General features: G+C 65.2%; 11 protein-coding genes. 2 read left to right on the forward strand and 9 right to left on the reverse strand.

Annotated elements, in window-relative coordinates:
- Positions 1–437: 437 nt before the first annotated feature.
- The 9 genes from ACIPRS_RS02620 to ACIPRS_RS02660 all read right to left on the reverse strand — a co-directional run bounded on the left by ACIPRS_RS02620 (position 438) and on the right by ACIPRS_RS02660 (position 9,950).
- Positions 438–1,280, reverse strand: coding sequence for an ABC transporter permease subunit (locus tag ACIPRS_RS02620; protein ID WP_446537411.1), 843 nt, complete (start codon positions 1,278–1,280; stop codon positions 438–440).
- Positions 1,277–2,191, reverse strand: a complete 915-nt coding sequence (locus tag ACIPRS_RS02625; RefSeq protein WP_446537412.1) for an ABC transporter permease subunit — start codon at positions 2,189–2,191, stop codon at positions 1,277–1,279. Before ACIPRS_RS02625 ends, ACIPRS_RS02620 begins: the two co-directional genes overlap by 4 nt.
- On the reverse strand, positions 2,188–3,333 hold the full coding sequence (locus ACIPRS_RS02630) for an ABC transporter ATP-binding protein (RefSeq protein WP_446537413.1): 1,146 nt from the start codon (positions 3,331–3,333) through the stop codon (positions 2,188–2,190). Before ACIPRS_RS02630 ends, ACIPRS_RS02625 begins: the two co-directional genes overlap by 4 nt.
- A 101-nt stretch (positions 3,334–3,434) precedes the next feature.
- The gene (locus tag ACIPRS_RS02635) at positions 3,435–4,556 is read right to left on the reverse strand and encodes a polyamine ABC transporter substrate-binding protein (RefSeq protein ID WP_192200704.1); all 1,122 of its coding nucleotides are present in this window, start codon (positions 4,554–4,556) and stop codon (positions 3,435–3,437) included.
- A 204-nt stretch (positions 4,557–4,760) separates the two neighbouring features.
- Positions 4,761–5,876, reverse strand: coding sequence for a polyamine ABC transporter substrate-binding protein (locus tag ACIPRS_RS02640; RefSeq protein WP_337730188.1), 1,116 nt, complete (start codon positions 5,874–5,876; stop codon positions 4,761–4,763).
- A gap of 91 nt (positions 5,877–5,967) precedes the next feature.
- Positions 5,968–7,332: an aspartate aminotransferase family protein gene (locus tag ACIPRS_RS02645; RefSeq protein WP_446537414.1), complete on the reverse strand. Its 1,365-nt coding sequence runs from the start codon at positions 7,330–7,332 to the stop codon at positions 5,968–5,970.
- A gap of 150 nt (positions 7,333–7,482) precedes the next feature.
- Positions 7,483–8,874: a glutamine synthetase family protein gene (locus ACIPRS_RS02650; RefSeq protein ID WP_337730190.1), complete on the reverse strand. Its 1,392-nt coding sequence runs from the start codon at positions 8,872–8,874 to the stop codon at positions 7,483–7,485.
- Positions 8,875–8,978: 104 nt separating this feature from the next.
- On the reverse strand, positions 8,979–9,740 hold the full coding sequence (locus ACIPRS_RS02655) for a gamma-glutamyl-gamma-aminobutyrate hydrolase family protein (protein WP_446537415.1): 762 nt from the start codon (positions 9,738–9,740) through the stop codon (positions 8,979–8,981).
- A 30-nt stretch (positions 9,741–9,770) separates the two neighbouring features.
- Positions 9,771–9,950 (reverse strand): hypothetical protein, encoded by a 180-nt coding sequence (locus ACIPRS_RS02660; protein ID WP_192200699.1) that lies wholly within the window; start codon positions 9,948–9,950, stop codon positions 9,771–9,773.
- Between ACIPRS_RS02660 and ACIPRS_RS02665 the strand changes: the two genes are divergently transcribed.
- Together ACIPRS_RS02665 and ACIPRS_RS02670 are read left to right on the forward strand one after the other, a co-directional pair.
- The gene (locus ACIPRS_RS02665) at positions 9,949–11,328 is read left to right on the forward strand and encodes a glutamine synthetase family protein (protein WP_446537416.1); all 1,380 of its coding nucleotides are present in this window, start codon (positions 9,949–9,951) and stop codon (positions 11,326–11,328) included. The genes ACIPRS_RS02660 and ACIPRS_RS02665 overlap by 2 nt on opposite strands.
- 154 nt (positions 11,329–11,482) lie before the next feature.
- Positions 11,483–12,772, forward strand: a complete 1,290-nt coding sequence (locus tag ACIPRS_RS02670; protein WP_446537417.1) for an NAD(P)/FAD-dependent oxidoreductase — start codon at positions 11,483–11,485, stop codon at positions 12,770–12,772.
- Positions 12,773–12,800 lie beyond the last annotated feature (28 nt).

Genomic DNA, 12,800 nt, shown 5'->3' on the forward strand with positions numbered 1-12,800 from the left:
GTGATACGTGGAAAAAGCCGAGTGTATTCTGCGAGCCGTGGCGTTACGTCGCCGTGGCGGGTCCCGCTTGCCGCGCCCTGGCACTCCCACCCCGTCATCCCAGCGCAAGCTGGGATCCATTCTGACTTTCGCGCAGTCCCGCAGGATCCCAGACAGAAGCAAGTTGGATCCCAGCGTACGCTGGGATGACGGGCAAGCGCTGGTCATGCCATCCGCGACCTGCCACCCGCTTCCAACTTGCCACCCGTTCTCCTGCAACGCCCGTTGACGTTCCAGGACTCCTCCACCGTCATCCAAGCGCAAGCCGGGATCCATTTTGACTTTCGCGTAATCCCACAGGATCCAGGACAGAAGCAAGTTGGATCCCGGCCTACGCTGGGATGACGGGCAAGCGCTGCGACGTGCCATCGGCGACCCGCCCCTCCTCCTCCCGATTGCTATCCGTTCTCCTGCAACGCCAGTTGCACGTCGCGCTGGCGACGCTTCTCCTCGCGATACATGAACCACCAGCCCAGGAATGCCGCCACGCTGACCACCAGGATCATCAAGGTGGCGAGCGCATTGATCTTCGGGCTCAGGCCCCGCCGCACCGACGAGAACACCTCGATCGGCAATGTGGTCGAACTCGGACCGGCGACGAAGCTGGCGATCACCACATCGTCCAGCGACAGCGTGAAGGCGAGCAGCCAGCCGGACACCAGGGCGGGCGCGATGATGGGCAACGTGATCAGGAAGAACACCTTGATGCGGTTGGCACCCAGGTCCATCGCGGCTTCCTCCAGCGACTTGTCCAGTTCCGACAGGCGCGAGGACACGACGACGGTGACGAAGGCCAGAGTGAAGGTGACGTGCGCGATCCAGATCGACAGGATGCCGCCCGGCTTGAAGCCTATGAATTGCCCCAGCGACACGAACATCAGCAGGATCGACAGGCCGATGATCACCTCCGGCATCACCAGCGGCGCGGTGATCAGCGCACCGAACAGGGTCTTGCCGGGGAAACGGCGCATGCGGGTCATCACCAGCGCCGCCATCGTGCCCAGTACCACCGCGGCACTGGCGGTCCAGAACGCCACCTTGATGCTGATCCAGGCGGCACGCAGCATCTTCTCGTCGCGGAACAGCTCGCCGTACCACTTGAACGAGAAGCCCGACCACACCGTGGCCAGGCGCGATTCGTTGAAGGAGTACACCATCAGGATGAAGACCGGCACGTACAGGAAAGCGAAACCCAGCCCGAGCACCAGCCAGTTGACGGTACGTTGTCCGACGCGGCTCATGTCAGCCTCCCTTCCAGCTCGCGTTGCTGTACGCGGTTGAAGATCAGGATGGGGACCAGCAGCAGGATCAGCATGACGATGGCCACCGCCGACGCCGCGGGCCAGTCGCGATTGTTGAAGAACTCGCCCCACAGCACGCGGCCGATCATCAGCGTGTCCGGGCCACCGAGCAGCTCGGGAATCACGAATTCCCCCACCGCCGGGATCATCACCAGCATGCACCCCGCGATGATGCCGGCCTTGGACAGGGGCAGCGTGATGGTGAAGAACGCCTTCCAGGGCTTCGCACCCAGGTCGTAGGCGGCCTCCAGCAGGCGGTTGTCGTGCTTCACCAGGTTGGTGTACAGCGGCAACACCATGAACGGCAGGTAGCAGTAGACGATGCCGATGTACGCCGCGAGCGGGGTGTACAGGATCTGCAGGGGCTCGTCGATGATGCCGATCTTCATCAGCAGGTTGTTGAGCAGGCCGTTGTTCTTGAGGATGCCGATCCATGCGTAGACGCGGATCAGGAACGACGTCCACGACGGCAGCACCACCAGCATCATCGCGATGTTGCGCGACGACGGCGGCAGGCGTGCGATGACGTAGGCGATCGGGTACGCCACCAGCAGCGCGAGGAAGGTGGAGATAGCGGCGATCTTGATCGAGCTCAGATACGCCTGGAAGTACTGCGAGTCGGTGAACAGCGCGGTGTAGTTGCCCAGGTTGAGCTTGAGCGTCAACGCCTCGTCGATGTACTCGAGGATGGGCGTGTACGGCGGCATCGCGATCGCCAGCTTGGCGAAGGAGATCTTCAGCACGATCAGGAACGGGATGGCGAAGAACAGCAGCAGCCACACGTAGGGCACCGAGATGACGCCCCAGCGCGGCCCCGGCAGGCGCTTGCCCAGGGAACGGAGGATGTTCATGAGGTCAGCACCACGCCGTCGTTGTCGCCCCACCACACCCAGACTTCGTCGTTCCAGGTCAGGCCTTCGCTGGCCCAGCGCTGCACGTTGGCGAAGTTGGCCATGAACTTGTACCCGCTCGGCAGGCGCAGGTGGTAGACCGAGTGGCTGCCGAAATAGGCGATGTCCTCGATCACGCCCTTCGCCTTGTTGTGCGGCTGTTCGGGTTCCTGCTTGCCGATGCCCAGCTTTTCCGGCCGTACCGCGAAGCCGACCTCCTGTCCTTCGAAGCCCGAGATGCCATGGCCGATGTAGATCGGGTCCGGCAGCTGCGGCGAACGGATGGTGACGTAGTCGGCTTCGTCTTCCTCCACCACGCCTTCGATCAGGTTGACCGAGCCGATGAACTCGGCGGCGAAGCGGCTGGTGGGCTGCTCGTAGATTTCGTCCGGCGTGCCGACCTGGCGGATCCAGCCCTGGTCCATCAGCGCGATGCGGGTGGCCATGGTCATGGCCTCTTCCTGGTCGTGGGTGACCATCACGCAGGTCACGCCCGACTTCTCGATGATGCTCACCAGCTCCAGCTGCATCTGCGAGCGCAGCTTCTTGTCCAGCGCGCCCATCGGCTCGTCCAGCAGCAACAGCTTCGGGCCCTTCGCCAGCGAGCGCGCCAGCGCAACGCGCTGTTGCTGGCCACCGGACAACTGGTGCGGTTTGCGTTTGGCCAGTTTGCCCAGCTGTACCAGCGCCAGCATCTCTTCAACGCGCTTCCTGATCGCGTCCTTCGACAGGCCGTCCTGCTTCAGGCCGAAGGCGATGTTCTGCTCGACCGTCATGTGCGGGAACAGCGCGTAGGACTGGAACATCATGTTGAGCGGCCGCTCGTACGGCGGCAGGTCGTTGAGCAGTTGCCCGTCCAGGTAGATCTTGCCGGACGAGGGCTTCTCGAAACCGGCGAGGCATCGCAGCAGCGTCGACTTGCCGCTGCCCGATCCACCCAGCAACGCGAAGATCTCGCCCTTGCGGATCGTCAGGTTGGTGTCGTCCACGGCGACGAAGCCGTCGAACTCCTTGCGCACGTCGACGATGCGCAGGTACTCCTGCGGGTTCGCCTTGCCGCCCTGCCCCGCGTCCTTGCCGCCGTTGCCCTGTTCTGCCGCCATGGAATTCCCCTGGTCGCCGGACCGCGTGGGCGCCGGCCATCGATATATCGCGTGGGTCCGCCGGACACCGGCACGGGCATCGCCCGTACCGGCCGCGGCGCTTACTTGCCGGTCTTCAGTTCCGTCCAGATGCGGGTGTACTGGCGGTCCACTTCCGGCGGGATGATGGCGAAGGTGAACAGCTTGGCTTCCACCTCGGGCGTGGGATAGATCGTCGGATCCTCAGTGATCGTCTTCTCCATCAGGTCCTTCGCCTTGGGGATCGCGTTCGGATAGCTGATGAAGTTCGAATTGTTCGCCATCACCTGCGGGTCGAGCAGGTAGTTGATGAAGGCATAGGCCTCATCGATGTGCTTGGCGCCCTTCGGGATGGCAAGCATGTCGAACCATTGCGGCGCGCCTTCCTTCGGGATGGCATAGGCGATGTTGACGCCGTTGCCCGCTTCGGCGGCGCGGTCGCGCGCCTGGATGATGTCGCCCGACCAGCCCACGACCAGGCAGGTGTCGCCATTGGCCATCGCGTCGATGTACTGCGAGGAATGGAAATTGGTGATGTACGGGCGGATCGTCTTCAGCAGCGCGGCGGCCTTGTCGATGACCGCCGCGTCCTGGCTGTTGGGATCCTCGCCCAGGTAGTTGAGCGCAATCGGGATGATCTCCGAAGGCGTATCCAGGAAAGTCACGCCGCAGTCCTTCAGCTTGGAAATGTTCTCGGGCTTGAACACGATGTCCAGGCTGTTGGCGATGTCGGTGTTGCCGAAGGCCGCCTTCACCTTGTCGACGTTGTAGCCGATGCCGGTAGTGCCCCACATGTAGGGAATGGCGTGCTGGTTGCCGGGGTCCTGGTTCTCCAGCCGCTTCATGATGGCCGGGTCGAGGTTGGCGTAGTTGGGGATCTTGCTCTTGTCCAGCGGCAGGAACACGCCGGCCTGGATCTGCCGGCCGAGGAAGTTCATCGTCGGCACCACCACGTCGTAACCGCTGCTGCCCGCCAGCAGCTTGGTTTCCAGCACCTCGTTGCTGTCGAACACGTCGTAGGTCACCTTGATGCCGGTGCTCTTCTCGAAGTTCGGGATGGTGTCTTCGGCGATGTAGTCGGACCAGTTGTAGACGTTGACCTGCTTGGCGCCGCCGGTGTCGGTGCCGCCTTCCCCGGCGGGTTTTCCGCCGCATGCGGCGAGGGTGCACAGGGCCAGGGTGGTTGCCAGTACGCGCAGTTTCATCAATCTCTCTCCGTTCGGCCCGCAAGGGCGGCTTGATGTGGTCCCGTACCGGCCTGTGGCCGCTGCGGGCATGCTGTCATTGCAATGGCCTGTTCCGTGCCGGCGTTGCTCCCCTTCTCCCCTCCCCTGTGTCGCCACCCGCTCCCGTGGGTGACGCCACGATGACGAAGGGCGCGTCCGTCATGGCCCGCGCCCTCGTGTGTGTCAGCGTCCGGTCTTCAGCTCCGTCCAGATGCGCGTGTACTGGCGATCCACTTCCGGCGGCAGCACCGCGAAGGTGAACAGTTTCGCGTCCACGTCCGCCGGCGGATAGATCGTCGGATCATCCGCGATGCTTTTCTCGACCAGCGGCCGGGACGCCGGCACCGGGTTCGGATAGGTCACGTAGTTGGTGTTCGCCGCCGCCACCTTCGGGTCGAGCAGGTAGTTGATGAAGGCGTAGGCGTTGTCGACATTCTTCGCATCCTTCGGGATGGCCAGCATGTCGAACCATTGCGGCGCGCCTTCCTTCGGGATCGAGTACGCCACGTTGACGCCGTTGCCCGCTTCGGCGGCGCGGTCGCGCGCCTGGATGATGTCGCCCGACCAGCCCACTACCAGGCAGACATCGCCGTTGGCCAGGTCGTTGATGTACGACGAAGAGTGGAAGTTGCGGATATACGGGCGGATCGACTTCAGCAGCGCCGCCGCCTTGTCGATGGTGGCCGGATCGAAACTGTGCGGATCTTCGCCCAGGTAGTTCAGCGCAATCGGGATCAGCTCCGACGGCGTGTCCAGCACCGTGATGCCGCAGTCCTTCAGCTTGGCCGCGTTCTCCGGCTTGAACACCACGTCCCAGCTGCCGGTCACGGCGGTGTCGCCGAAGATGGCCTTGATCTTGTCGACGTTGTAGCCGATGCCGCTGGTACCCCAGAGGTAGGGCACTGCGTACTGGTTTCCCGGGTCCTGCAGCGCGATGCGCTCGAGCATCTTCGGGTCGAGGTTCTTCAGGTTCGGGAGCTTGCTCTTGTCCAGCGGCAGGAACACACCGGCCTGGATCTGCCGTCCCAGGAAGCTCAGCGACGGCACCACCACGTCGTAACCACTGCTGCCGGCCAGCAGCTTGGTCTCGACCATCTCGTCGCTGTCGAACACGTCGTAGGTGACCTTGACGCCCGACTGCTGCTCGAAGTTCGGGATCGTGTCCTCGGCGATGTAGTCGGACCAGTTGTAGACGTTGAGGGTCTTCGAGGGCGCGTCGGCCGTGGCCTGCCCGTCCTTGCCGCCACAGGCTGCCAGCACGGCGGCGGCCAGCATGACGGTGAGGGTCTTGAGCTTCATCGGGGTCTCCATGGAATCAGGATCGGGGGATGGAAACATCATACGCCCGGGCCGCGACGCCGTGACGCAGCGCACGCATCGCGGCGAGGCCTCACAGCCCCAGATCGTCGGCAGTGTCGTTGAGCGCCTTCCATGTCTTGTCGAACAGCTCGTCCACCTGCGTACCGGTGATCACCAGCGGAGGCGACAGCAGCATCGCGTCCCAGGTGGCGCGCAGGATCAGGCCGTGCCTGAGCGCGTGGTCGCGACAGCGAGGACCGACGGTGCCGCGCTCGGGGAAGAACGCGCGCTTGCGCTTGTCCGGCACCAGTTCCAGCGCGCCGACCATGCCGGCGATGCGCGCCTGCCCGACCAGCCGGTGTTCGCCCAGCTCGGCCCAGCGCTGCGCCAGGTAGGGCGCGACCTCGGTCTTCGCGCGCTCGACGATCTTTTCGTCCTGGAGAATGCGGATGTTCTCCAGTGCCACCGCCGCGCACACCGGGTGGCCCGAGTACGTGGCCCCGTGCGCCAGTTCGCCGCCCTGCTCCTTCAGCACCTTGGCCACGCGGTCGTTGAACATCGCCGCGCCCAGCGGGATGTAGCCGGAGGTGATGCCCTTGGCCACCGGCATGATGTCCGGCTGGAAGCCGAAGTACTGGGAACCGAACCACTCGCCGGTGCGGCCGAAACCGCAGATCACTTCGTCGGCCACCAGCAGCACGTCGTACTTGCGGCAGATGCGCTCGATCTCGGGCCAGTAGGTCTTCGGCGGAATGTAGACACCGATGGCACCCATGATGGGCTCGCCGATGAAGGCGGCCACGCGGTCCGGGCCGAGTTCGAGGATCTTGTCCTCCAGTCGGCGTGCGGCAACCAGCCCGTACTCGTCCTCGTCCATGTCGCCGCCGTCGGCGAACCAGAACGGAGGATCGATGTGGTGGATGTCGGGGATCGGCAACCCGCCCTGCTTGTGCATGCCCTTCATGCCACCGAGGCTGGCGCCGGCCATGGTGGTGCCGTGGTAGCCATCGTGGCGGCCGATGAAGATGTTCTTCTGCGGCTTGTCCTGCACGGCCCAGAAATGGCGGACCAGGCGCAGGATGGTGTCGTTGGCCTCCGACCCGGAATTGACGAAGAAGGAGTGATTGAGATCGCCCGGCGCCAGCTCGGCCAGCTTCGCCGCCAGTGCGATCGTCGGCTCGGTGGTGCACTGGAAGAAGCTGTTGTAGTAGGCCAGCTGCGTCATCTGCTTCGATGCGGCCTCGCCCAGCTCCGTGCGCCCATACCCGATGTTGACGCACCACAGGCCGGCGAAGGCGTCGAGCAGCTGGTTGCCTTCCGCATCCCACACGTAGCAGCCCTCGCCCTTGGTGAGGATGCGCGTGCCTTTCTTCGCCAGCGCGGCGTTGTCGTTGAACGGATGCAGGTGGTGCTCGGCATCGAGCTTCTGCAGGGTGCGGGTGTCGAGTTGGTTCATACACGCTCCAATGATTGAGCCCCTCTCCCATTGGGAGAGGGGTTGGGGTGAGGGTCCGGCAGAACCATCGGCGGTGAACCATCCCGATGCCGCCGTACCCTCATCCGGCGCTTCGCGCCACCTTCTCCCGGCGGGAGAAGGGAACAGCATTCAGACGTTCAACAACAGGAACTCCCGCTCCCACGAACTGATCACGCGGAAGAAGGTCTCGTATTCCTTGCGCTTCACCGACACGTAGGCACGCACGAAACGCGCGCCCATCAGGTCCTGCAGCGGCTTGCAGCCTTCCAGTTCGTCCAGCGCCTCGCCCAGCGAGCGCGGCAGCTCGAAGCCGATGTCCTGCGCACTGCTGGACAGCGGTTCGGTCGGCTTGAGCTGTTCGCGGATGCCCAGCAGGCCGCAGGCCAGCGTGCCGGCCATGGCGAGATACGGATTGGCATCGGAACCGGCGAAGCGGCTTTCCACCCGCATGTTTTCCGGCGTGTCCATCGGTACGCGCAGGCCGCAGGTACGGTTGTCGTAACCCCACTGCACGTTGATCGGCGCCACCTGACCCAGCGCCAGCCGCCGGTAGGAGTTGACGTTGGGACCGAAGAACGCCATCGCCATCGGCACGTACTTCTGCAGGCCGCCCAGGTAATGGCCGAACAGCTTGCTGCCCTTGCCCTCGGTCTTGCCGGTGAACACGTTGCGGCCGGTCTTCACGTCCAGCAGGCTCTGGTGGATATGCATGGCGCTGCCGGGCTCGTTTTCCATCGGCTTGGCCAGGAAGGTGGCGTACACACCATGCCGCATCGCCGCTTCGCGCATCGTGCGCTTGAACAGGAACACTTGGTCGGCGCGCGACAGGGCATCGTCGTGGGTGAAGTTGACTTCCAGCTGCGCGGCGCCGGATTCGTGGATCAGCGTATCCACGTCCAGTTCCATCGCATCGCAGTAGTCGTACATCAGGTCGAGGATGGGGTCGAACTCGTTGACCGCATCGATGGAGTACGACTGCCGCGCGGTTTCGGGACGGCCCGAGCGGCCGGCGGGCGGCAGCAGCGGGAAATCCGGATCGGTGTTCTTCTGCACCAGGAAGAACTCCAGCTCCGGTGCCACCACCGGGCGGAGCCCTTCCTTCTCGTACGCGGCCAGCACGCGCCGCAGCACGTTGCGCGGCGCCAGGTCATGCGGCTTGCCGTCCTTGGTGTGGCAGTCGTGGATCACCTGCGCGGTAGGGTCGGTGGCCCATGGGACCATGCGGACGGTGTCGGGGTCGGGCCGCAGGAACATGTCTGAGTCCGACGGCGAGGTCAGCTCGTAATAGTCGTCGGGATAATCGCCGGTGACGGTGGTGGCGAAGATGCCCTCGGGCAGGCGCGTACCGTAGTCGTGGCTGAACTTGTCGGCCGGGATGATCTTGCCGCGCGCGATGCCGGTGATGTCGGGTACCAGGCACTCGACCTCGGTGATGCTGCGCTCTTTCAGCCAACGGCGCAGCGAACTTTCGGAAGGCTCGGCGGCGGCGGCTTTTTTTCGCTGTGTCTGTTTCTGGCTCATGGGGAACACGGTCCTGGGAAGGGAGGCACCGGCGCGGGACGGCCGGCGACATTGGACACGGGCGCTTCAGCGCCCGCCCTCCCATGGCGGTGGATGCCGCCGCTTCATGCCACGCCTCCGCGCCCTGCCGCACGGGCGCGACAGGCGTCGCCGAATGCCCGGAAAAGAGCAAGGTAGAACGGGTTTTCGGCGACCTTCCATTCGGGGTGCCACTGCACGGCCAGCATGAAGGCGGCGCCGTCGTGGCGGAACGCCTCGATCAACCCATCCGGCGCCTGCGCTTCGACGACCAGCCCTTCGCCCAGGCGGCGAACGCCCTGGCCATGCAGCGAATTGACGGTGGCACGCGTGTCACCGACCAGCGTGGCCAGCACGCCACCCGGCACCAGCGCGATGTCGTGCGCAGGACCGTACTGCACGTCCAGCGGATCGTCCCTTTTCTCGCGATGATCCATGAAGCCGGGCTGCTCGTGCACTTTCTGGTACAGGCTGCCCCCGAAGGCGACGTTGACTTCCTGGAAGCCGCGGCAGATCGCCAGCACCGGCACACCCATCTCGATCGCCAGCGGGATCAGCGGCAGGTTGGTGGCATCGCGGCGGGGATCCAGCAGGTTGCCTTCGTAGCTGGATTCGTCGCTGTAATGATGCGGTTCGATATTGCTGACCGCGCCGGTCAGCAGCAGGCCATCGAGGCCCTCCAGCACCTGGCGCAGTGGCAGCACCGGGTCCAGCGTGGGCACCAGCAGCGGCAGGCAGCCGGCCCCGTCGACCACCGCGCGCACATATTTCTCGCCGACAGCGAGGAAGGGATGTGCACCGATTTGCTTGTGGTCGGTCGGCAGACCGACCCGCGGCAGCGGGGTCATGCAGGAAGCCCGAAGTGGCTTGCAGGCAAGTTAACCCGGCCGTTTTATTTTTACAACACGACACGCCAGGATGGCGTTTTCGGCGCCGATATGGTGCGCTGCGGCACCAATTTCGGGCATTTCATTGACCTGGAGGAATTCAGGCGTTGAGTATTCTTGACGCACCGGCAGCTCTGCTAAGCTGCCCGCAGCCTCCAGGAACACCATCATGCGCCCCGATTCCGCCGCGCCTTCCCTGCCTGTCGACGACGCCGCCACGCTGGCCTCGATCCCCGATTGCGAGCAGATCGACCTGCTGCTGCCGGACATGAACGGCCTGCTGCGCGGCAAGCGCGTTACCCGTGATGCCCTGGAGAAGGTGTACCGCGACGGCGTGTGCCTGCCGATGTCGCTGATCGCCACCGACATCACCGGCAACACCGTGGAGGAAACCGGCCTGGGCTACGACATCGGCGACGAGGACCGCGTGTGCCGGCCCGTGCCCGGTTCGCTGCGGCCGGTGCCGTGGTCGCCACGCCCGGCTGCGCAACTGTTGTTGAGCATGGAGGATGCGCAGGGCGGCATGTTCGAGGCCAATCCGCGCGAAGTGCTCAGGCGCGTGCTGGCGCGCTACGCCGCGCGCGGACTGAAGCCCGTGGTGGCGGTGGAACTGGAGTTCTACCTGTTCGACCAGCGCATGGATGACGCCGGCCGCCCACGCACCTCGATCAATCCGGCGACCGGCCAGCGCAACACCAGCACGCAGGTCTACTACATGGAAGACCTCAACGACTACCGGGGCTTCACCGATGCGGTGGCCGCCATCTGCCGGGCGCAGCGCATTCCCGCCGACACGGCGGTGGCCGAGTACGCGCCGGGACAGTTCGAGATCAACCTCAAGCACCGCGACGACGCCCTGCTCGCCTGCGACGATGCGATCTACCTGAAGCGCGCGATCAAGGCCGCCGCGCAGCAGCAGGGACTGATGGCCAGCTTCATGGCCAAGCCGTTCGCCGAGCAGGCCGGCAGCGGCATGCATATCCATGCCAGCGTGCTGGATGCCAGCGGCCGCAACATCTTCGCCTCGCCGCCTTCAGCGCCGGCAGAGGCCCTGAAGCACGCCATCGGCGGCCTGCAGCGCAGCGACCAGGACTGCCTGCTGCTGTTCGCACCGCATGCCAACAGCTACCGCCGCTTCGTGCTGAATGCGTTCGTGCCGCTCAACGACGTGTGGGGCTACAACAACCGCACCGTCGCCATGCGCATCCCGCACAGCGACGAAGCCAACACGCGCATCGAGCACCGCATCGCCGGTGCCGATGCCAACATCTACCTGGTCACCGCCGCGGTACTCGCCGGCATGCTGCACGGCATGGAGGAGGGTTTCGACCCCGGTCCGCCGGTGACCGGCAACGCCTACGACCAGACCGAGATCCGTACTCCGTTCTGGCGCGAGGCCATCGGCGCCTTCATGGGTTCGGAGTTCATCCGCGGGCAGTTCGGCACCTCGTTCCAGCACATCTACGGCCAGCAGAAGCTCAAGGAAATGCACAGCTTCTATACCGAGGTGACGGATCTGGAGTACGCGTGGTACCTGCGGTCGGTGTGAGACGAATGTCGCGCGCTCTTCCAGCCGTCATTCCGGCGGACGCCGGGCTCTCAACCGCCGAACGGCGGGTCATCCATCTTGCTCTCGCTGCTGCCGGACAGCGAAACAGCAACGTGGATTCCGGCGTCCGCCGGAATGACGACAGGGGAACGTCATGACCGTCTCCCCCGGCATGTCCTATCCCGACAGCTGGTACGCCGCCAGCGCCACGCCATTACCTGCGCAACCGGTGCTGCAGGGGCGCGTGGACGCCGATGCCTGCATCCTCGGCGCCGGATATACCGGCCTGTCGGCAGCCCTGGAACTGGCGGAAGCCGGCTACAAGGTCGTCGTGCTGGAAGCCGAGCGCATCGGCTGGGGCGCCTCTGGCCGCAATGGCGGCCAGGCCATCGCGGGCTTCGGTTGCGGAGAGGCGAAACTGGAAGCGCTCGTCGGCTTCGACGATGCGAAGAAGATGTTCGACCTGTCGGTGGACGGCCTGCGCTGGCTGCGGGGTCGCATCGACCGGCACGGGATCGACTGCGATTGGCGCGATGGCCACGCCACCGTGCCGATCAAGCCGCGCCAACAGCGCGAGGTCGAGCACGCGATCGAGGACTTCAACACACGCTACGGCCACCCCGTGCAGTGGTGGAGCCGCGAGCGGCTGCGCGCCGAGTTGGCCAGTGACCGCTACCTGGGCGCGATGTACGACCCGCTGAGCGGCCACCTGCATCCGCTCGCCTATGCGCTTGGCCTGGGTCGTGCGGCGCTGGCCGCCGGCGCGCGGATCTTCGAAGGCTCGCGCGTCATCCAACTGGTCCGTGGTGCGCGACCCGTGCTGAAGACCGCCCGCGGCGAAGTCGTCTGCGACACGGTCATCCTCGCCGGCAACGCGCTGCTGCGCGGCATCGCGCCCGAACTGGAATCGCGGATGATGCCGGTCGGCACTTACATCGCCGCCACGCCGCCGCTGGGAGAGGCGCGTGCGCGCGAGCTGATCCGCAACGACATGGCCGTGGCCGACACCAACTGGGCGCTGGATTACTTCCGTCTTGGCCGCGACCACCGCCTGCTGTTCGGTGGGCGCGCGAGCTACTCGACGATGACGCCACCCAACCTGCGCGGCGTGATGAGGCGGCGCATGCATCGCGTCTTCCCGCAGTTGCGCGACGTGGGCATCGAGTATCTGTGGGGCGGAATGATCGACATATCCCTCAACCGTGCCCCGCACTGGGGCCGGCTGGCGCCGAACCTGTACTTCGCGCAGGGCTTCTCGGGCCATGGCGTGATCGCCGCCGGGCTGGCCGGTACCGTGATCGCCGAAGCTATCCGCGGACAGGCCGAACGGCTGGACCTGTTCGCCAGGATCCGCCATCACCCCTTCCCCGGCGGACGCGCCCTGCGCACCCCGCTCCTGGTCGCCGCGATGGCCTGGTACAAGCTTCGCGACGCCCTCTGGTGACGCCGCTGCACGCGCCGGTTCCGTGACG

The sequence above is a fragment of the Pseudoxanthomonas sp. LARHCG66 genome (assembly GCF_052871755.1).